The sequence below is a fragment of the Brevundimonas sp. SH203 genome (assembly GCF_002157625.1).
Lineage (GTDB): Bacteria > Pseudomonadota > Alphaproteobacteria > Caulobacterales > Caulobacteraceae > Brevundimonas.
Window position 1 is genome coordinate 406182 of sequence record NZ_BDMM01000003.1, and the last position, 19314, is coordinate 425495.

16 protein-coding genes, 1 tRNA gene, 1 pseudogene and 1 riboswitch are annotated in these 19314 nt (G+C 69.6%); of the genes and pseudogenes, 10 read left to right on the forward strand and 8 right to left on the reverse strand.

Translation table 11 applies throughout. The features are described 5' to 3' along the window. Nucleotides 1-3: 3 nt before the first annotated feature. The 3 genes from SH203_RS08940 to SH203_RS08950 all read right to left on the reverse strand — a co-directional run bounded on the left by SH203_RS08940 (nucleotide 4) and on the right by SH203_RS08950 (nucleotide 3514). Nucleotides 4-318, reverse strand: coding sequence for a CsbD family protein (locus tag SH203_RS08940; RefSeq protein WP_087120520.1), 315 nt, complete (start codon nucleotides 316-318; stop codon nucleotides 4-6). A 477-nt stretch (nucleotides 319-795) separates the two neighbouring features. Then, entirely contained in the window at nucleotides 796-1761 is a 966-nt protein-coding gene (gene thrB / locus SH203_RS08945; protein ID WP_087120521.1) for a homoserine kinase, read from the reverse strand. 4 nt (nucleotides 1762-1765) lie between these two features. After that, nucleotides 1766-3514 carry a homoserine dehydrogenase gene (locus tag SH203_RS08950; protein WP_087120522.1) on the reverse strand — a complete coding sequence of 583 codons (1749 nt, stop codon included), beginning with the start codon at nucleotides 3512-3514 and terminating at the stop codon, nucleotides 1766-1768. Between the two features lie 335 nt (nucleotides 3515-3849). Here SH203_RS08950 and SH203_RS15890 point away from each other — a divergent pair, with 335 nt between their 5' ends. From SH203_RS15890 to galE, 6 genes and pseudogenes are all read left to right on the forward strand, one after another. Beyond that, nucleotides 3850-3972, forward strand: coding sequence for a hypothetical protein (locus tag SH203_RS15890; protein WP_255376562.1), 123 nt, complete (start codon nucleotides 3850-3852; stop codon nucleotides 3970-3972). Further along, nucleotides 3953-4066: riboswitch (SAM riboswitch) on the forward strand. Its footprint overlaps the gene before it by 20 nt. Before the next feature lie 80 nt (nucleotides 4067-4146). Continuing rightward, entirely contained in the window at nucleotides 4147-5199 is a 1053-nt protein-coding gene (locus SH203_RS08955) for a homoserine O-succinyltransferase (protein WP_087120523.1), read from the forward strand. Further along, on the forward strand, nucleotides 5196-6377 hold the full coding sequence (gene metB, locus SH203_RS08960; protein WP_087120524.1) for a cystathionine gamma-synthase: 1182 nt from the start codon (nucleotides 5196-5198) through the stop codon (nucleotides 6375-6377). Before SH203_RS08955 ends, metB begins: the two co-directional genes overlap by 4 nt. A gap of 52 nt (nucleotides 6378-6429) precedes the next feature. After that, nucleotides 6430-6504: transfer RNA gene (locus SH203_RS08965), tRNA-Glu, on the forward strand. 219 nt (nucleotides 6505-6723) lie between these two features. Then, nucleotides 6724-6990 (forward strand): hypothetical protein, encoded by a 267-nt coding sequence (locus SH203_RS08970; protein ID WP_087120525.1) that lies wholly within the window; start codon nucleotides 6724-6726, stop codon nucleotides 6988-6990. A gap of 78 nt (nucleotides 6991-7068) precedes the next feature. After that, a pseudogene (gene galE / locus SH203_RS08975) lies at nucleotides 7069-8052 on the forward strand (UDP-glucose 4-epimerase GalE); the annotation flags it as partial. Nucleotides 8053-8062: 10 nt separating this feature from the next. On the opposite strand, the gene SH203_RS15760 reads toward galE, so the two are convergent. The 4 genes from SH203_RS15760 to SH203_RS08990 all read right to left on the reverse strand — a co-directional run bounded on the left by SH203_RS15760 (nucleotide 8063) and on the right by SH203_RS08990 (nucleotide 13540). Then, nucleotides 8063-9007 (reverse strand): hypothetical protein, encoded by a 945-nt coding sequence (locus SH203_RS15760; RefSeq protein WP_234989441.1) that lies wholly within the window; start codon nucleotides 9005-9007, stop codon nucleotides 8063-8065. Nucleotides 9008-9011: 4 nt separating this feature from the next. Then, nucleotides 9012-10172 (reverse strand): glutamine-hydrolyzing carbamoyl-phosphate synthase small subunit, encoded by a 1161-nt coding sequence (carA, locus tag SH203_RS08980; protein ID WP_087120526.1) that lies wholly within the window; start codon nucleotides 10170-10172, stop codon nucleotides 9012-9014. A 93-nt stretch (nucleotides 10173-10265) separates the two neighbouring features. Further along, nucleotides 10266-12503 (reverse strand): glycoside hydrolase family 3 N-terminal domain-containing protein, encoded by a 2238-nt coding sequence (locus SH203_RS08985; RefSeq protein WP_087120682.1) that lies wholly within the window; start codon nucleotides 12501-12503, stop codon nucleotides 10266-10268. 233 nt (nucleotides 12504-12736) lie between these two features. After that, on the reverse strand, nucleotides 12737-13540 hold the full coding sequence (locus SH203_RS08990; RefSeq protein ID WP_234989442.1) for a ZIP family metal transporter: 804 nt from the start codon (nucleotides 13538-13540) through the stop codon (nucleotides 12737-12739). Between the two features lie 94 nt (nucleotides 13541-13634). On the opposite strand from SH203_RS08990, the gene proB reads away from it, so the two are divergent. From proB to SH203_RS09010, 4 genes are read left to right on the forward strand one after another with little or no spacing between them, the layout of a single operon-like run. Further along, complete coding sequence (proB, locus tag SH203_RS08995; protein ID WP_375600723.1) at nucleotides 13635-14768, forward strand: glutamate 5-kinase; 1134 nt, start codon at nucleotides 13635-13637, stop codon at nucleotides 14766-14768. Beyond that, nucleotides 14765-16027, forward strand: coding sequence for a glutamate-5-semialdehyde dehydrogenase (locus tag SH203_RS09000; protein WP_087120528.1), 1263 nt, complete (start codon nucleotides 14765-14767; stop codon nucleotides 16025-16027). Before proB ends, SH203_RS09000 begins: the two co-directional genes overlap by 4 nt. Before the next feature lie 43 nt (nucleotides 16028-16070). Then, nucleotides 16071-16286 carry an AbrB/MazE/SpoVT family DNA-binding domain-containing protein gene (locus SH203_RS09005; protein WP_087120529.1) on the forward strand — a complete coding sequence of 72 codons (216 nt, stop codon included), beginning with the start codon at nucleotides 16071-16073 and terminating at the stop codon, nucleotides 16284-16286. Next, on the forward strand, nucleotides 16273-16608 hold the full coding sequence (locus tag SH203_RS09010; protein WP_087120530.1) for a type II toxin-antitoxin system PemK/MazF family toxin: 336 nt from the start codon (nucleotides 16273-16275) through the stop codon (nucleotides 16606-16608). Before SH203_RS09005 ends, SH203_RS09010 begins: the two co-directional genes overlap by 14 nt. A gap of 55 nt (nucleotides 16609-16663) precedes the next feature. Here SH203_RS09010 and SH203_RS09015 read toward each other — a convergent pair whose 3' ends face one another. Then, complete coding sequence (locus tag SH203_RS09015; RefSeq protein ID WP_087120531.1) at nucleotides 16664-19099, reverse strand: membrane-bound PQQ-dependent dehydrogenase, glucose/quinate/shikimate family; 2436 nt, start codon at nucleotides 19097-19099, stop codon at nucleotides 16664-16666. Between the last annotated feature and the right edge of the window lie 215 nt (nucleotides 19100-19314).

Sequence of the window (19314 nt, forward strand, 5' to 3'; positions counted from 1 at the left end):
ACCTCAGCGGCGTTTGCCGCCGGTCAGCATCTTGAGCAGCAGGAGACCGGCGCCGGCGACCGACAGGGTCGTGACCAGCGGGCGCTTGCGCGCCTCGGCCGCGACGGTGCGGGCCTTGTCGCGGTAATCGGCGGGCGCCTTTTCCACCAGGCGGTCGATGGCGTCCATGGCCTTGCCGAAGGTCTCCAGCGAGCGGCCCTTGGCGTCGTTGAAGGCGCCTTCGACCTGCATCTTCTGGTCGCCGACCAGATTGCCGAAAGCCTTCTGCGCCTTGCCCTGCACCTGCGAAGCGGCGCCGTTGATCTGTTCGTCGGTCATGATGTCATCCTCGGGGAGAAGTGCGGCGCTTTTCGCCGTTGCACATCAAAATCCCGGTTACGCTTTCGGTTCCAGCGATGCATCGCCTCTCCCTCCCCCTTCGGGGAGGGTGGTCGCGCAGCGACCGGGCGGGGGCGGCCCGGCCGGGACACGCGCTTAGCGGCTGCAATTCAGATCGGTGAAAGCCTGTTCGGCCGTCCCCACCCGACCTCGCTCCGCTCGGCCACCCTCCCCGAGCGGGGAGGGAGAAAAGCCATCGCTTCCGTCTTAAATTTCCAGGCGAAGCGCTACAACTTCAAATACTTAATGGTCGCCAGCGGCATTCGGCCATACAGGCCCGCAACCGTGCGATACTGCGCCTCTGGTCTTTGACATCGCCGCCCGGCGCAATTGCACTTGGCGCCCTTTTTCCGGGTGCAGTGCAGTCTCCCGGATTTCAGACGAATTGCACAGATTGCACTGTCTTTTTCGTCCGCGTCACGCCGGCTCCACCGCCCGCCAGTGGTCCAGCCGGCGCAAGAAGACGGCCGGGTCCTTGGGCGTCACCAGATTGGCCGGATCGTGGAAGATGCGGTCGTGCAGCCGGGTCGCCGTGAACCGCAGCGCCGCCGCTTCGCCCAGACGCGGCAGGGCCGCCCGCTCGACCGGGCTGAGGGGCCGCACGGCCTCGTAACCGCGCTGGAAGGCGGCTAAAGCCTGCGGCTGCGCCCGCCCCTCGGCGTCGAATCCCCAGGCCGACAGGGCGATGGCCAGGTCATAGGCGAAGGCGCCGTCGCAGCCGAAATAGAAGTCGATGACGGCCGAAACCGCCCCGTCCTCGAACAGCACATTGTCGGGGAAATAGTCGGCGTGGATCGCCCCGCCCGGCAGATCATCCGTGAACGGATCACCCAGCCGCGCCAGCCCCGCCTCCACCTGTTTCAGCAGGCCCCGATCCATGTCGGAGGCGCGCGCCACGCCCTCGGCGCACCGATCCGCCAGCCGCCGCCACGCCGCCGGCCCGACCGGATTGGCCCGACGCAGCGGGAAGTCGGCCGCCGCCAGATGCAGCTGCGCCAGGACCGCGCCCGCCGCCGCCTGATCCGCCTCGCCCGGCGCCCTCAGCCAGGCGCCGGTCTTCCATTCGATCACCGCCGCCGCCCGGCCGTTCAGCCGGCCCAGCCACTGTCCCGTCCGATCCTCTATGGGCATGGGGCAGGAGAAGCCTCGCCCGGCCAGATGCGCCGTCAGCCCCAGGCAGAACGGCAGGGAGGCCGCGTCGGTCCGCCCCTCGAACAGGGTCAGGACGAACCGCCGGGCCACGCCGTCGCGCACCGTGTCCAGCCGATAGTTGGTGTTCTCCACCCCCTCGGCGATGGCGGTCAGGGACACGGGCCGACCGATGTCGTAGCCGAGCAGGAACGCCCTGGCCTGGGCCAGGCTGACGGGGGTGAAGACGGCCATGACCCTAGTTCAGTCCCGCGTCGGCGCGACGCGCACGCACGATTTCGGCCAGGTCCGCCATGATGCTCTCTGTCGTGGCCCAGCGTCCGGCGCCGCGCCCCCGGCACCGCCACACCCGCCCGTCGGCGCCATAGACCTTCAGCGCATTGCCCTCGCCGCGCAGACCCGAGAACAGCGGATCGCCGTGATCGGCCGTCAGTCGCACCAACGGCGTGACCGCCCCGTCCTTCAGATAGGCGGCGCCGATCTGGCGCACCCCGCCGTCGGCCGAGGTCGTCTCGGTCAGGGCGTCGCGCGACACCTCCCCGTCCGGCGAACGACCGAACGCCTCGTGGCACAGCAGCCGCACCTTGGCCGCCGCGTCCAGACCCTCCAGGTCCGACGAGGGGTCTTCCTCGGCGAAGCCCGCCGCACGGGCGTCGGCTAAAGCCTCTGCGAAGGCCGCGCCGTCGCCCAGCCGCTCCAGCATGAAGTTGACCGTGCCGTTCAGCACCGCCTCGAAGCCGACGACCTCGCCCGCCGCGCGGGCGGCGCGCACCGTCTCGATCATGGGCGAGCCGCCGCCGACCGAGGCCGACCAGAAGACCCGCCGACCATGCTGTTTCGCCAACGCCTGCAACCCGCCGGGATCGCGGCTGACCGCCTGTTTGTTGGCGCTGGCCACGTCGCAGCCGGCCTCCAGGGCGGCGCGGATCACCGCATGGCCCGCCTCGCCCTCGGACAGGGCCTCCAGCACGATGTCGGGCTTGCGCGACAACAGATCCTCGGCGCTGGCGGTGAACAGCGAGGCCGGACAGGCCACGTCGCGCGCCTTGTTCGGATTGCGCACCAGCACGCCCACGACGTCATAGCGCGGATCGACCAGCAGCCGCCCCAGCACCCCGCCGCCGACCACGCCGCAACCCGCGACCGCCACCTTCAGCGGCGGCAGGGCCGGGGCCGGGCCGGGGGGCGCCGACTTCTCGCCGATGACCGTGCCGTCGGCCCGGTCCAGCGCCGCGACCTCGATCTCCACGCCCCGGCTTTCGCCCAGGTCGATGGCGTCATGCTGCACCAGGGCGCCGCCCAGCTTGCGCGCCACATCCCAGGACGCCCGGCGATAGCGCAGGGCCGGCGCGCTCTTGTCGTTGGGGTCGTGGTCGTAGAGGCCGTCCACATCCTTGACCAGCCGCACCTTCTTCAGCCCCAATTCGGCCGCCAGGAACACCGCCGTCAGGTCCGATCCGCCGCGTCCCAGAAGGGCCACCTTGCCGTCCGGCCGCACCGCGCCGAAGCCGGGGACCACCACCACCTCATGCCGATCCAGCGCCTGTTTCAGATGATCGGGACGCAGACCGCAGGGGCGCGAATGCTCCGGCTCGCCTTCCGCCACGATGCCCAGTTCCCTGACCGACAGGGCACAGGCGTCCAGGCCGATCCGGTCGCAGGCGATGGCCGTCAGGGCCGCCGACTTCTCCTCGCCCAGGGCCACATAGCCGGGCAGGAGGTCGTTGGAATGGGCCAGGCCCAGCGCCCGCGCCTCGCTCAGCAGCCGATCCGTGGCGCCGCCGAAGGCCGAGACCACCGCCACCACCTTCCGCCCGGCCCGCACATGGCCATAGACGGCCGAGGCGACCAGCGGCGCCTCGGCCGGGCTGCGCAGGATGGACGATCCGAACTTCAGCACCACCACCTCGGCGGCGGGTTCGGGCGCCCGCCGGTGATCGGGATCGAGCGGTTCGGGTTTCTCAACGACTGCGAGGGAGGCGGACATCGGGGTTTCTCGGAGTTCTGGATGGGGAGCGTGGGGTGAAAAGAAAAACCCCGCCTGGCGGACCGGGCGGGGTTCGGGTTCTGCGGTCGCCTGTGTTCGGCGCGCTAAACTCGTCCCGCCCGTCTGGGCATGGTGGTGGTGCCGGTCGTGCCGCCGATAATGGTTCCACCGAGGGTCGCGCCCATGCCGAAGCCCGTCGCGGCGGGGCCGGCGACGGTGGAAACTTCGACGATGAACGAGCGCTGCGGCACGGGACGGGTCCGGTTGAAATCTTGGCCTAGGGTGATTGGCGCACCCCCGGTCTGTCAAGCAGGCTTGGATGATTTTTTCACGACATGACCATTTTCACCCATTTCGCACCCGATGCACCCACGCAACACCGCGATAAAGGTGGAATTTTCCGCTTGACCGGCGCCGCCCGTTTGATCAACGTAAAGTCACTCATCAAGACCGGCTGAGGGATTAGGCCCTTTGACGCCGGGGCAACCATCGGGTTCCGCCCGAAACGGTGCCAACTCCTGCGGGGTTCTTCGGGACCGCGAGAGATGAGTGGAGCATCGGCGAGGCGACGCTCCACGATCTGTCACCGCATCGAGACCTTGCTGAGGCGAGAACGATGCGGACGACGATTGATGACCCTGGCTGAAACATCCCTGCTTGAAGAGCCCTTCTGTCGGCCCCAGCCGCTCGACACGCCCGTCGTCGCGCCGGTTCGCGAACGCGGTGGCGCCCGCGACGTCATCGTCCCCATCCCCGCCGACTTCCGCCTGGCCTCGGGCGAAAAGCTGAGCCAACCCAATATCGTGGGCCGCCTGCACGGCCGGGCCGGCGCGCCGGTCGTCGTCGTCGCGGGCGGCATCTCGGCCGGACGTTTCGTCCACCGCACCGAAACCAACGGCCTGGGCTGGTGGTCCGGCGCCGTGTCGGTGCGCGGCCCCATCGACCTGTCGCGCTATCAGGTTCTGGCCGTCGATTTCGCGCCCGGCGCAGAGTTTTCGGACACGCCCGTCACCATCACCACCCACGACCAGGCCCGCCTGCTGGCCCTGGTGCTGAACCATCTGAAGATCGCGCGGATCGCCGCCTTCGTCGGCTGCTCCTACGGCGGCATGATCGGCCTGGCCTTCGCCGAGCTTTATCCCGACTGGGCCGATCAGCTGATCGTCGTCTCGGCCGCCCACCGCGCCCATCCCCAGGCCACCGCCTGGCGTGGCATCCAGCGCCGCATCCTTCAGTTCGCCGTCGCCGCCGGCCGCCCGGAAGAGGGCGTCGCCCTGGCCCGCGAGCTGGCCATGACCACCTATCGCACGGCCGAGGAGTTCCACGACCGCTTCGACACCACCGCGCCCGCGGCGGTCGGCGGCGCCTATCCCGTCTGCGACTATCTGACGGCGCGAGGCCAGGCGTACCGCACCCACACCACCCCGGCCCGCTGGCTGTCGATGTCCGATTCGCTGGACCGCCACAGCGTGACGCCGGAGAAGATCAGAACCCCCGTCACCCTGATCGGCTTCACCTCCGACCGGCTGGTGCCGATCGACGACATCCGCGAACTGGCCGCGCGGCTGCCGACCCTGTGGCGCTTCGTCGAGGCGCCCTCCCTCTATGGCCACGACGCCTTCCTGAAGGAGGACGCCTTCGTCGGCGACATCCTCCGCGCCGCCTTCAAGGACATCAAAGCATGACCACCCGACCCGCCAATCCGCACACCATCGCCGCCCGGACGGGCGTGGATTCGGACACGGCCCACGGCGCGGTCATGCCGCCGCTCTATTTGTCGTCCAACTATTCGTTCGCCGGTTTCGACCAGAAGCGGAAGTACGACTACAGCCGCTCGGGCAATCCGACCCGCGACGTCCTGGCCGAGACCCTGGCCGAGCTGGAAGGCGGCGCCGGCGCCGTCATCACCGCCACCGGCATGGCCGCCGTCGACCTGCCGCTGAACCTGTTGCAACCGGGCGACCTGCTGATCGCGCCGCACGACTGCTACGGCGGCACCTGTCGCCTGCTGAACGCTCGCGCGCGCCAGGGGCATTTCGAACTGCTGCTGGTCGATCAGGGCGATCCCGAAGCGCTTGAAAAGGCGCTGGCGCTGAAGCCCAAACTGGTGCTGGTCGAGACCCCGTCCAACCCCCTGTTGCGTCTGGTCGACGTCGCCGACATCTGCACCCGCGCCCATGCGGCGGGCGCCAAGGTCGTCTGCGACAACACCTTCCTGTCGCCCGCCCTTCAGAACCCGATCAAGCTGGGCGCCGACTTCGTGGTCCATTCGACCACCAAATTCATCAACGGCCATTCCGACGTGGTCGGCGGGGCGGTCGTCTCGGCCGACGCCGAGGATCACCAGACCCTGGCCTGGTGGGCCAACTGCACCGGCGTCACCGGCTCGCCCTTCGACGCCTATCTGACCCTGCGCGGCGTGCGGACCCTGTTCGCCCGCATCGAGCGCCAGCAGGCGACCGCCGGCCTGATCGCCGAGCGGCTGGCCGCCCACCCCGCCGTCAAGGTCGTCCACTATCCCGGCCTGAAGTCCCACCCCGGCCACGCCCTGGTCGCCGCCCAGCAGGCCGGTCCCGGCGCCATGCTCAGCTTCGAGCTGAACGGCGGCACGGAGGCCGTGCGCGAACTGGTCGAGACGCTGGAGATCTTCACCCTGGCCGAATCGCTGGGCGGGGTCGAAAGCCTGATCGCCCACCCCGCCACCATGACCCACGCCGCCATGACGCCGGAACAGCGCGCCACCGCCGGGATCGGCGACGGCCTGGTCCGCCTGTCGGTCGGGCTGGAGCATGTCGAGGATCTGGTCGCCGACCTGTTCCCGGCGCTGGACGCCCTGGCGCCCGCGACCGCCCAGGCCGCGTAAGTTTTCGCTTGCAGAGGGGACCGAACCGGGGCAAATGCGCCGCCCCGGCCGCGGTCCCTTCGTCTATCGGTTAGGACGTCAGGTTTTCAACCTGAAAAGAGGGGTTCGACTCCCCTAGGGACTGCCACCGGCGCCGCATCGCGGCCTCCCCCCGATCCCGAAGCATCACGCCGCAGCGCGGCCGTCGGATTAACCTTCCGGTAAGACCTATGACCGGATCGCGGCGATAAGCCTTTAGATTCACGGACTTTTTTCGGACGCACTCAGGAACTATCCACAGCAACTGTGGTTAATTCACTCTGAACGGAGCGCAGAAGCGCCCTCCCCCTCCTGCACCGAGACATCCATGTTCATCGCCATCGCCCGCCCGGCGGTGGAGCCCCAAGGCCCCGACGCCGTCGCCGTCCCCGGCTCTCCCGCCATCGCCGAACTGTCGCCGCGCGCCCTGCATGCGCGCCTTCTCCAGAACGCGGCCCTGCGCCGGATGCGCGGACTGGAACGCCGCCGAGAGCGCCGCCTGGACGACGCCGACTACTGGCTGCACGCCGCCCCCATCGCCGTCCAGAAAGCCAGCGCCCTGCGCGAGAACCGCAGCTTCGCCCCCCTGCCCTGACCGGACAAACGCGACCTCAAATAGCAAGCTTGGCTATTTTCGGTTGCTTTACCGACCTCCGGTATCCGACAAGAGCGGATGGGCGGATCGGGGCTGACATCCAGGACGGCGATCCTGGTCACGGGGGGCGCGGGCTATATCGGCGCCCATGTCTGCGAGGCCCTGGCCGCCGCCGGCTATCGTCCTGTCGCCTTCGACAATCTGTCGACCGGGCGGCGTCGGTTCGTCCGCTGGGGACCGCTGGTCGAGGGCGATGTCTGGGACGCGGACAAGGTGCGCCACACCCTGGTCGCCCACGACATCCGCGCCGTCATGCATTTCGCCGGATCGTCCGTCGTGCCGGAATCGGTGCGGGCGCCGCTGGACTATTACCGCAACAATGTCGGCGGCCTGTTCGGCCTGCTGGGCGGGATGCGGGCGGCGGGGGTGGACCGGCTGGTCTTCTCCAGCACCTGCGCCGTCTATGGCGACCCCGGCGACGCCCCGATCACCGAAGCGACGCCCCTGGCCCCCGTCACCCCCTACGGCCGCTCCAAACTGGGGTGCGAACAGATCCTGTCGGACGCCAGCGTCGCGCACGGGCTGAACGTCGTCGCCCTGCGCTATTTCAACGCCGCCGGCGCCTCGGCCTCGGGACGGATCGGCGAGGACCGGCCGGTCGAGACCCATCTGATCCCGCGCGCCATGACGGCCTTGCTGGGCTGGATCGACGACTTCGCCGTTCATGGAACCGACTATCCGACGCCCGACGGCACGGCGATCCGCGACTATGTCCATGTGTCAGACCTGGCCCGGGGGCATCTGTCGGCCCTGAACCAGCTGCTGGCCGACCGACGCGGTTTCGCCGCCTATAATCTGGGCGCCGGCCGGGGCCATTCGGTGCGTCAGGTGCTGGCGGCGATCATGGCGCACAGCGGCGCGCGCCTGCCCCAAGTCTGCGGCGAGCGTCGTGCGGGCGATCCGGCCCATCTGGTCGCGGACATCGACCTGGCGCGGCGGGAACTGGGGTTCCAGCCCCGTCTGTCCGACCTGAAATCCATCGTCGCCAGCGCCTGGGCCTGGCACGGCCGGCTCAGCGCAGTTCGGGCATCCGGCGGCGCAGCGACGCCTTCAGCTTATCCAGCTTCTGGCCTGCGGATTTCGGCCGCACCCGCTTGCGATGCTCCAGCCCCGCGCCCCAGCGGGCATGGACCGGCGCGTCCAGATGCGGATGGCGGTCGTGCTGATGGACGATGGGGCTGATCCCGCCGTCGGGATTGACCACCCGCCCGTCCTCGAACCGCAGCCGCTCGCCGGGCGTCAAGCCCAGCGTCGCCACCCGGCCGTAGTTCTCCCGCACCGTCGCCCCGATCAGTCCCTGATGGATCGCCAGGTTGAAGGCCGCTTGATCGGCGCCGAACGCCCCGCCGATCTCGGAACGCGGCGCCGACGCCAGCGCCAGGATCAGCCGCGACAGACGCGACACCTCCGCGCGCGGCCCGACCAGCGTGCCGACGCACAGACAGGCCTTGTCGGCCAGCTGGTCCGCCTGGCCCTGGCCGAACAGGGCGCGCAGATATTTCATGTTGAAGGCGTGGTCCGCCAGCGGCCCGTCCGCCTCCACGAAGGCCTCCAGCCCTTGCGGCGCGGGCGCGAACGGCGGGGCCTGAAAGATCACGTCCCGCACGTCGCAGGCTAGGGCCGCGCCCGGCCGCTCGCCCAGCATCCCTGAGAAGGCCACGAACCGCTGCATCACCGGATGGGGCGCCCAGCCGCGCCAGACCGGCGCATCAACGGCGATCACCTCATGCCGGGCCAGAAAGGCGCGCAGGTCCGCATCCGGGTCCACCACCAGGGCGACCGACCCGTCGAACACGGCCCGCAGCGAGGTCACTAAGGGGGCGATGTCGGCCGCGTCGTATCCGGTGGCGTAGCCGACCACCGCATCGCCGTCGGGCAGGGGTTCGAACGCTTGCGTCGCCGCCAGCGCCTGGGCCAGCCAGTCCAGATAGTCCGACCGCGCCGCCCCCTGTTTCATGGCCTCAGCGGTCGCCCATCAGTTCGGCGAACCGGTCGAACAGATACAGGCTGTCGGTCGGTCCCGGCGAGGCCTCGGGGTGGTGCTGGACGCTGAAGATCGGCTTGTCCTTGACCGCGATGCCGCAGTTGGTGCCGTCGAACAGGCTGACGTGGGTTTCGGTCACGGCCTCGGGCAGGCTGTCGCGGTCCACGGTGAAGCCGTGGTTCATCGACACGATCTCGACCTTGCCGGTGGTCAGGTCCTTGACCGGATGGTTGGCGCCGTGGTGGCCCTGATCCATCTTCACGGTCTTGGCGCCGAGCGCCAGGGCCAGCATCTGGTGGCCCAGGCAGATGCCCATCAGGGGCTTGCCGCTGGCGACCAGCTTCTGGATCTCGGGCACGGCGTATTCGCCGGTCGCGGCCGGATCGCCCGGCCCGTTCGACAGGACCACGCCGTCGGGATTGCGGGCCAGAACCTCTTCCGCCGTCGTCGTCGCCGGGACGACCGTGATCCGGGCGCCGGTCGAGGCCAGGGCGCGCAGGATGTTGCGCTTCACCCCATAGTCGATGACCACCACGTCCTTGCGGCCGTCGGTCTTGGGATGACCTTCCGGCCATTCCCACAGCCCCTCGTTCCATTCGAACGCCTGCAGCGTCGAGGCGGGCTTGGCCAGGTCCAGGCCGACCAGTCCGGTCCAGGCCTTGGCCTGGGCGACCAGGGCGTCCAGGTCGAAGTTTCCGTCCGGGTCGTGGGCGATCACCGCATGGGGCGCGCCCTTGTCGCGGATGATCTTGGTCAGGGCGCGGGTGTCCACGCCCGCCAGACCCACCACGCCGCGCCGCTTCATCCAGTCGTCGAACGAGGCGTCGGCGCGGTAGTTGGCCGGATCGGTCGGCGCGTCACGGAAGATCGCGCCGCGCGCCGAGGTGTCGGACCCGCCGCCCATCTGTTCGATGTCTTCGACGTTCGTGCCGACATTGCCGACGTGCGGGAAGGTGAAGGCCAGGATCTGGCTCATATAGGACGGGTCGGTCAGGATTTCCTGATAGCCGGTCATGGCGGTGTTGAAGACCACCTCGCCCAGGGCCGAGCCCACGGCCCCGACGCCGATCCCCTGAAGAACAGTGCCGTCGGCCAGCGCCAGAACGCCGGTCGCGCCCGGAAGAATCTTGGTCGTCATGGGCGCGCTCCTAAAACCGAATCCTGCCCGAACCGGGGCGGGACGCAAACGGCGGGGTCGTTAGGCCCTGCCGCCCGCTCCGTCAACTACGGCTCAACGCCCATCGCTGATGGACGCCGGCCCGACCAGCTGGAAGGTCGCCGTCACCCCGCCCTGGGCGTGAGGCGCCAGCCAGAGATCGAACAGGCCCGGCTCGATCCGATAGGTCTCGTCCGCCCCGATGAAGCCCAGCTGGCGGGCGTTCAGGGTGAAGCCGACCTTGCGGCTCTCGCCGGGGCGCAGGGCCACCCGCTTGAAGTCCTTCAGCAGCCGCCCCGGCTGGGTCAGGCTGGCCACCCGGTCGTGGATATACAGCTGCACCAGCTCCTCGGCCGCGTGCCGGCCCGTGTTGGTGATCGTCACCGCCACGTCCAGCGTCCCGGCCCATTGCAACTGGTCCGACTCCATCTCGATCGGCCCATAGGCGATCGCCCCATAGGTCAGGCCATAGCCGAACGGATACAGCGCCGTATTGGGCGTCTCGCGATAGCGGGACTTGTATTCCTCGGTCGCCAGATCGGGATTGGCCGGGCGGCCGGTCGTCTTGCGGTCGTAGGAATAGGGCTGCTGGCCCGACTTGTGCGGGAAGCTGACGGGCAGGCGGGCGGACGGGCCGTGATCGCCGAAGATCACGTCGGCGACCGCATGGCCCATCTGTTCGCCCAGGAACCAGGTGACGACGATGGACTGGGCGTTCCTGACATTGCCTTCCAACGCCAGACCGCGACCGTTGCGCAGCAGGACCACCATCGGCTTGCCCAGGGCGGCCATCGCGTCGACCAGCGCCATCTGCGGGGCCGGGACCACGATCTCCGTGCGCGACTGGGCCTCGCCCGACATATTGGTCGCCTCGCCGATGGCCAGGACGATGACCTCGGCGTCGCGGGCGGCGGCGACGGCCTGTTCGATCCCGCCGGCCAGCGGCGTCTCCACCCCCGAACCGCGCGCGATGGTCAGGTTCTGCGGATCGCGCATCGCCGCGCGGAACCCGGCCTCCAGCGAGACCCGCCGCTCGGGCGCGCCCCAGATGGTCCACGGCCCCCAGACATTGTCCACGTCGTCGGCGAACGGCCCGATCAGGGCGATCTTGCGCCCCTTGTCCAGCGGCAGCAGGTCGCCTTCGTTCTTCAGCAGCACCACCGACTTGCGGCCCGCCTCGCGCGACAGGGCGATATGCTCGCGCGATCCGACCACGGCCTTCTCGCGCGCCGGATCGGTGCCGCGATAGGGGTCGTCGAACAGGCCCAGCGCCGCCTTGGTGGTCAAGACGCGGCGCACCGCCTCGTCCAGCCGCGCCATCGATACCTCGCCCGAGGCCACCAGGCCTGGCAGATGCTGCATATACAGGCCCGACACCATCGACACGTCCACCCCGGCGTTGAACGCCAGGCGCGCGGCGTCGCGGCCGTCCTCGGCGAAGCCGTGGGCCACCAGCTCCTGCTCGGAGGTGTAGTCCGAAACGACGAAGCCCTCGAAGCCCCATTCGCCGCGCAGGATGTCGGTCAGCAGCTTGCGGCTGCCCGAGGCCGGGACGCCGTTCACATCGTTGAAGGCGCTCATGATCGACAGGGCGCCGGCGTCCACCGACGCCTTGAACGGCGGCAGGAACACCCCGCGCAGCGTCTGTTCGCTCATGTCGGTGGTGTTGTATTCGACCCCGCCCACGGCGGCGGAATAGGCGGCCATATGTTTGGCGGTGGCCAGGACGGCGTCGCGGTCGTCCAGCCCCTTTTCGCCCTGGAAGCCGCGCACGCGGGCGGCGGCCAGCAGATTGTTCAGCAGCACGTCCTCGCCCGCGCCCTCGACGTTGCGGCCCCACCGCTGGTCGCGCGCCACGTCCACCATCGGCGCATAGGTCTGGTGAACCGCGGACGCCGCCGTCTCCACCGCCGCCGCACGCGCGGTGCGATAGGCCAGTTCGGTGTCGAACGCCGCCGCCTCGGCCAGAGGCACCGGGAAGATGGTCGACAGGCCGTGGATCACGTCGGCGGCGAACAGCAGCGGAATCTTCAGCCGCGATTCCTCCATCGCCACCCGCTGGATGCGACGGCCCGCCTCGGCGCCGATGCCGTTGAACAGCGACCCGACCTTGCCCTCGCGGATCAGGGCGGTGACGCGCGCCGGGTCGCCCGTGCCGTCCAGCGGGTTCACCGCCGTCGGCATCCAGCGGAACGGATCGGCCAGCAGGTTCAGCTGACCGGCCTTTTCCTCGACCGTCATGGCCGCGATCAGATCCTCGATCCTCTGGCGGTGACGGGCGATGGTGCGGGACGCTTGGGCGGAAACAGGCATGGGGAACACTCCGGCGCCCATCAGGGCCAAAAGCCCCAGGCCAGACAAGAAATTTCTACGGGAAGCCGCAGGCTTGAGAGGTCGCGTCAAAAGCGGCGCTCCTTCAGGGACGAGATCGAGCAGCGAAGCCAGACGCCTAACCTCTCGCGCCCGACCGCTTCAACCCCCGTCCGCCATGTAAATGATGTAACGCCCCCTGGCCCGATCAAGGTCGGTTTCAGCGCGCCGCCCGCCTATCCCAGGGCGATGTCCAGGAACATCATCCCCACCAGGCCGATCATCAGCCCGATCATCGACCCCTCGCCCGTGGACCGTTCGCGCGTCTCGGGAATGATCTCGGCGGTGACGACATAGATCATGGCCCCCGCCGCCAGACCCAGGCCCCACGGCAGGGCGCCGGGAACCAGACCCACCACGCCGGCCCCGATCAGGCCGCCGACCGGCTCGACCAGACCCGACGCCAGCGCCGCCAGAAACGCCGGCCAGCGCCCATAGCCCAGGGTCGCCATCGCCGCCGACACGGCCAGACCCTCCGGCATGTTCTGGATGCCGATGCCGATGGCGGTGGACAAGCCCTGATGCAGGTCGCCGCCGCCGAAGCTGACGCCCACCGCCGCTCCCTCGGGAAAGTTGTGCAGGGTGATGGCGATGATGAACAGCCAGATGCGCCGCGACAGGTCGCGCGATCCCGCCGGCCCGATGGCCAGCATGTCGACCGGCGCGAACCGGTTCATCAGGCCGATCACCGCCGCCCCGATCAGCACCGCCGTCGCCATGACCCCGGCGGCCATGGCCTGTCCCGCGCCGCCCGCCTGAAGCACCTCCACGCCGGGAATGATCAGCGAGAAGAAGGACGCCGCCAGCATGACCCCGGCGGCGAAGCCCAGCAGGGCGCTCTGGGTCTGCACCCCCGCTTTGCGGAAGAACAGCAGCGGAACCGCCCCCACCGCCGTCATCATGCCCGCCGCCAGACTGCCCAGCGTTCCGGCCATGATCGGGGCCAAACCGCCGGAGGCAGGGAAAAGGGATTCCATCATCCGCCTGCATTGCGGCGCGACGCGGCAAGAGACAAGCGCGAAAGCGCGCGTTAGAGACACCGTCATGTCGTCCGCCGCCGCCCAGCCCGTGTCCTTGACCCTCGACGCCGCCTCCGCCCTGGACGGCGCGCGCCGCATCGTGGTCAAGATCGGCTCGTCCCTGCTGATCGACGCCGAGACGCGCCGGCCGACGCGCGACTGGCTGACGGCCATGGCCGCCGATCTGGCCGCGCTGAGGGCCAGGGGGCGCGAGGTCATCGTCGTCTCCTCCGGCTCCATCGCCCTGGGCCGAGGCCGCCTGCCCGACCTAGGCGCGCGGCTGGAGGACAAGCAGGCGGCGGCTTCGGTCGGTCAGTCCCTGCTGATGGCCGCCTGGTCCGCCGCGCTGGAGCCGCACGGCCTGGTCGCCGGCCAGGTGCTGCTGACCCGCGACGACACAGAACGCCGCCGCCGCTGGCTGAACGCCCGCGCCACCGTCCAGGCGCTTCTGGCCCACGGCGTCGTGCCCATCGTCAACGAAAACGACACGGTGGCGACCGAAGAGATCCGCTACGGCGACAACGACCGTCTGGCCGCGCGGGCGGCCCAGCTGGCGCGGGCGGACCTGCTGGTCCTGCTGTCGGACGTGGACGGCCTCTACACCGCCGACCCGCGACGCGACGCGAACGCCGCCCACCTGCCGCTGATCGAGAGCCTGAGCCCCGACATCCTAGCCATGGGCGGGGGCGCCAACGCCGATGCCGGCGTGGGCACGGGCGGCATGGCCACCAAGCTGGCGGCGGCCCAGATCGCGCGTTCGGCCGGATGCGCCACCCTGATCGCCTCGGGCCAGACCCTGTCGCCGCTGAGCGCCATCCGCGACGGCGCCCGCGCCACCCTGATCGCCGCGCCCGACGGACCGATGGCCGCCTACAAACAATGGATCGCCGGCAGTCTGTCGCCGGCGGGAACCCTGACGCTGGACCCCGGCGCCGTCGCCGCCCTGCGCGCCGGAAAGAGCCTGTTGCCCGCCGGGGTCGCCGCCCTGTCGGGCGCCTTCGAAAAGGGCGACTGCGTGCGCCTGATCGACGCCGAGGGCCGGGCCGTCGGCGTGGGGCTGGCCGCCTATGCGGCGGACGAGGCCGCTCGTATCCGGGGCCGCCGCTCCGACGAGATCGAGGCCGTGCTGGGCTATCGCGGCGCCTCTGTTCTGATCCACCGCGACGACATGGTGCTGGACGACCGATGACCGACCTTTCGACCTCGATGCTGGAGATGGGCCGCCGCGCCCGCGCCGCCGCCACGGCCCTGCGCGAAGCCCCGGCCGCCGCCCGCACCCGCGCCCTGACCGCCCTGTCCGAAAAGCTTTCGGCGGCCGAGGCCGAAATCCTGGCCGCCAACGCCCGCGACGTGGCAGCCGCCCGCACAGGCGGCATGAGCGAGGCCCTGATCGACCGGCTGTCTCTGACGCCCGCCCGCATCACCGGCATGGTCCAGGCCGTGGCGACCATCGCCGCCGTGCCCGATCCCCTGGGGGTCGAGACCGAACGCTGGACCCCCGCCAACGGCCTGGACATCGCCCGCGTCCGCACGCCCATCGGCGTGCTGGGCGTGATCTACGAGAGCCGGCCCAACGTCACCGCCGACGCCGCCGCCCTGTGCATCCGCTCGGGCAATGCGGCCATCCTGCGCTGCGGTTCGGACTGTCTGCAGTCGTCCTTGGCCATCGCGGCCGTGATCGCCGAAGCCCTGGCCGAGGCCGGCCTGCCCGCCGATGCGGTGCAACTGGTCGATACGCCGGATCGCGCGGCCGTGGGCCTGATGCTGACCGGACTGGACGGCGCCATAGACGTCATCGTGCCGCGCGGCGGCAAGAGCCTGGTCGCCCGCGTCCAGGCCGAGGCGCGGACGGCGGTTCTCAGCCATCTGGAGGGGCTGAACCACACCTATCTGCACCAGTCCGCCGATCTGGAGACGGCCCGCGCCCTGGTGATGAACGCCAAGATGCGCCGCGTCTCGGTCTGCGGCGCCACCGAGACCCTGCTGGTGGACCGGGCGGCGGCCCGGCGTCTGCTGCCCCCCGTCGCCGCCGACCTGATCGCCGCCGGCTGCGAACTGCGCGGCGACGCGGAGGCGCAAGAACTGGTCCCCGGCATGGTCGCGGCGGAGGAGGCCGACTGGCGGACCGAATATCTGGCCCCCATCCTGGCCGTCCGCGTCGTCGCGGACATGGACGCCGCCGTCGATCACATCGCCCGCTACGGCTCGGGCCACACCGAGGCCATCGTCGCGACCGACGCCGAGGCCGCCGAGCGGTTCGCCGCCCGGATCGACAGCGCCATCGTCCTGATCAACGCCTCGACCCAGTTCGCCGACGGCGGCGAGTTCGGCTTCGGCGGCGAAATCGGCATCTCCACCAACCGCCTGCACGCGCGCGGGCCGGTTGGCGCCGAACAGCTGACCACCTACAAATACGTCGTGCGCGGCCAGGGCCAGATCAGGCCCTGATGTCCGGCTTGCAGCAGGTAAGGAAATTCCTTACCCTCGATGCATGATCAAAAGCCGCCTGACATCCAAGGCCCAGACCACGATTCCCCAGGCCGTGCGCGCCGCGCTCGGCCTGCAGGACGGTGACGAACTGCAGTACGACCTAGACGGTAACAGGGTGATCCTGCGCAAGGCCCGCCGGGCGCCGGCGGAAGACCCGTTCACGGCGTTCGACGAATGGGACAGTGACGCGGACCGCAAGGCCTATGCCGGACTTTGAGCGCGGCGACGTCGTCCGCGTCCCCTTTCCCTATACCGACCCCAGCACTCGCCAGCATCGCCCGGCCTTGGTGGTTTCCGACGGGCCGCTGGGCGACGGCGACAGGCTGTTGTGGGTCGTGATGATCACCAGCGCCGACAACCGGCCGTGGGCGGACGATGTGTCTTTGGGCGACGGCTATGCGGACGCCGGCTTGCCCGCGCCCTCCGTCATCCGTCCCGTCAAGATCGCCACGATCGACACAGCCGTGGCCACACGCCTGGGCCGCATCGACGACGAACGGCTGGCGCGAACGATGGCTGTCATCCGCGCCAACCTCTGAAGTCCACGCTCTCCGGCCTCAAGCAGCGCGAAGCGTGATAGGCCCCCTGGGAAGCCTATGCTCTGCCCTTGGGCAGAGCATAGGCGATCACGTAATCGCCCTCCGGCGTCTCCATGAAGTGATGGCCCGCCGCGACGATCACCAGATACTGGCGGCCGTTCTGCTCATAGATCATCGGATTGGCCTGGCCGCCTGCGGGCAGGACGTCGGACCAGACGGTCTCGCCCGTCTCGATGTCGATGGCGCGGATCAGATCGTCGGTCGCGGCGGCGATGAAGATCAGACCGCCCGCCGTGACCACCGAACCGCCGTTGTTCGGCGTGCCGATCTCCAGCGGCAGCATGGACGGAATGCCGAACGGCCCGTTCTTGCGCGCCGTGCCGAACGGACGGTCCCACAGGGTCTTGCCGCTCTGCACGTCGATGGCGCGGATGCCGCCATAGGGGGGCTCCTTGCACAGCAGGCCGGTGAAGGGCATCCGCCAGCCGGCGTTCACGTCGATGGCGTAGGGCACGCCCTCCTGCGGATCGCCCGCGCCCTCGGCCTTGGACAGGCTGCCGCCCCGGTTGGCCAGTTCCTTCTCGCGGGCGATGTAGCGGGGGTCGTCGCGCGAGAACCAGCCCAGCCTGTCGGCCTCGGCGCGCGGCGCCAGCCGGTTGTAGTTGGGCATGTCGTTATAGTTGGCGACGATCACGCCGCGACGCGGGTCCAGCGCCACGCTTCCCCAGTCCGAACCGCCGTTATAGCCCGGATATTCGATCCAGTGACGGTCGACCGTCGGGGCGGTGAACTGGCCCTGATACGACGCCTTTCTGAACTGGATGCGGCAGATCATCTGGTCGATCGGCGACATCCCCCACATGTCGGCCTCGCGCAGGTCGGGCTTGGCCAGGGTGTTGAACAGCGAATAGGGCTGGGTCGCCGCGCGCTGGGCCGGCTCGACCCCGCCGCCGGGCGCCGGACGATCCTGAACCCCGTGCAGAGGCTGGCCCGTGCGGCGGTCCAGCACGAAGATCTCGCCGCGCTTGGACGGCAGGATGACGGCCGGCGTCACCCCGCCCGCCGTGGGCATGTCCACCAGCGTCACCTGCGAGCCCAGATCATAGTCCCAGACGTCGCGGCGCACCGTCTGATAGCGCCAGCGCGGCTTGCCGGTCGTGACGTCCAGCGCGACCAGGGCGCTGGAATACTCGTCCTCCTGCGGTCGGCGCAGCGACGAATAATAGTCGGCGGCCGAGTTGCCCATCGGCAGATAGACGAGGCCCAGGGCCTCGTCGCCCGTCGGCGTCGTCCACATGTTCGGCGTGCCGGGGGTATAGGTCTGACCAGCCGGCGGAGCGGTGGTGATGTCGGGACGCATCATGTCCCAGGCGAAGCGCATCCGCCCCGTCACCGCGTCATAGCCCTGGATCACGCCCGAGGCGTTCCACCGCTTCTGGCCGTCCAGAACCTGATGGCCCGTGACGATAATCCCGCGCACGATGACGGGGGGCGAGGTGATCGACACCATGCCCGGATAGGGGTTGCCCATCCCCTCCTTGATGCTGACCGCCCCATTGGTCCCGAAGGCGGGGCAAGGAACGCCCGTCCTGGCGTCCACGGCGATGATGCGGCCGTCCAGCGTGCCTTCGATCAGGCGGGCGGCGCAGGGCTGGGCCTGATCCGCGTTCGGCACGGCGTAATAGGTCACGCCCCGGCACGCGGCCGTATAGGGGATCTGGTCGTCCGGCACCTTGGGATCATAGGCCCACTTCTGCCTGCCGCTGTTGGCGTCCAAAGCGAACATCCTGTTGCGCGCCGAGCAGAGATAGATCGTGTCGGCGATCTTCAGCGGGGTGGTTTCGGCGCCGAACCGCTGGCCCGGCAGGTCGCCGGTGCGGAAGGTCCAGGCGCGCTGCAGCTGGCCGACATTGTCCTTGTTGATCTGGTTCAGCGGGGAATAGCGCTGGGCGGCGTCCGATCCGCCATAGGCGGGCCAGTCGGCCCCGGCCTTGATCAGGGCGGGGTCGCCGAAGGGGCCGCGAGGGCCGGGCACGGGGCTATCGACGCCAGGCCTGTTGATCTGACCGACCACCAGGCCGAAGACCACCGTCAGCACCGCCAGGCCCAGGGCCCCGACGCCCGCCGCCCTGCCGCCGCCCCGACCGGGACGCAGCACCGGCAGCGTCGCCAGAACCAGGAACATCAGCACCAGCGGCCCGACCAGACGCGGGATCATGGCCCAGCCGTTCAGCCCCTTCTCCCACAGCGCCCACACCAGCGTCAGAAGGAAGATCGCGCCATAGATCCAGGCGCCGCGCACGTCGCGACAGGCCATAAAGAAGCCCGACACGATCAGCGCCAGGCCCGCCAGCAGATAGTACCAGGAGCCGCCCAGAACGGCGAGCTGAACCCCGCCCACGGTCAGCACCAGGCCGATCAGGGCCAGAAGCAGGCCGAGAAGCAGCGTCAGCCATCCTCCCAGTCCCACGGGGGTCGTCCATCGCGGCATGATCGCGCCTCTCCTGCTGGATTGCAGCCTCGGCAACGATCAGCGGGGCGGCCGGTTCCTATTGTCGCAGGGCGGAACCAAACAGTGTTGCACTGCAACCGCCATCAACCAGCATCATTTGACGACGAAACGTCCGATATTGGACGATTTATTCTTTCTTTCGCGCTGATAATGGCTCGCGGCAATAATATTTGCCTATGCGCCTGCCTTTGCGG

Excerpts from the sequence above, each read along its gene's own strand:
- SH203_RS08940 (WP_087120520.1), bottom strand. The coding sequence starts at position 318 with ATGACCGACGAACAGATCAACGGCGCCGCTTCGCAGGTGCAGGGCAAG.
- SH203_RS15890 (WP_255376562.1), top strand. The coding sequence starts at position 3,850 with ATGACCATTTTCACCCATTTCGCACCCGATGCACCCACGCAACACCGC.
- SH203_RS09010 (WP_087120530.1), top strand. The coding sequence starts at position 16,273 with ATGCCGGACTTTGAGCGCGGCGACGTCGTCCGCGTCCCCTTTCCCTAT.
- SH203_RS08985 (WP_087120682.1), bottom strand. The coding sequence starts at position 12,503 with ATGCCTGTTTCCGCCCAAGCGTCCCGCACCATCGCCCGTCACCGCCAG.
- SH203_RS08955 (WP_087120523.1), top strand. The coding sequence starts at position 4,147 with ATGACCCTGGCTGAAACATCCCTGCTTGAAGAGCCCTTCTGTCGGCCC.
- SH203_RS08950 (WP_087120522.1), bottom strand. The coding sequence starts at position 3,514 with ATGTCCGCCTCCCTCGCAGTCGTTGAGAAACCCGAACCGCTCGATCCC.
- SH203_RS08970 (WP_087120525.1), top strand. The coding sequence starts at position 6,724 with ATGTTCATCGCCATCGCCCGCCCGGCGGTGGAGCCCCAAGGCCCCGAC.
- SH203_RS09015 (WP_087120531.1), bottom strand. The coding sequence starts at position 19,099 with ATGCCGCGATGGACGACCCCCGTGGGACTGGGAGGATGGCTGACGCTG.
- SH203_RS15760 (WP_234989441.1), bottom strand. The coding sequence starts at position 9,007 with ATGAAACAGGGGGCGGCGCGGTCGGACTATCTGGACTGGCTGGCCCAG.
- SH203_RS08990 (WP_234989442.1), bottom strand. The coding sequence starts at position 13,540 with ATGATGGAATCCCTTTTCCCTGCCTCCGGCGGTTTGGCCCCGATCATG.
- carA (WP_087120526.1), bottom strand. The coding sequence starts at position 10,172 with ATGACGACCAAGATTCTTCCGGGCGCGACCGGCGTTCTGGCGCTGGCC.
- SH203_RS09000 (WP_087120528.1), top strand. The coding sequence starts at position 14,765 with ATGACCGACCTTTCGACCTCGATGCTGGAGATGGGCCGCCGCGCCCGC.
- metB (WP_087120524.1), top strand. The coding sequence starts at position 5,196 with ATGACCACCCGACCCGCCAATCCGCACACCATCGCCGCCCGGACGGGC.
- SH203_RS09005 (WP_087120529.1), top strand. The coding sequence starts at position 16,071 with ATGATCAAAAGCCGCCTGACATCCAAGGCCCAGACCACGATTCCCCAG.
- thrB (WP_087120521.1), bottom strand. The coding sequence starts at position 1,761 with ATGGCCGTCTTCACCCCCGTCAGCCTGGCCCAGGCCAGGGCGTTCCTG.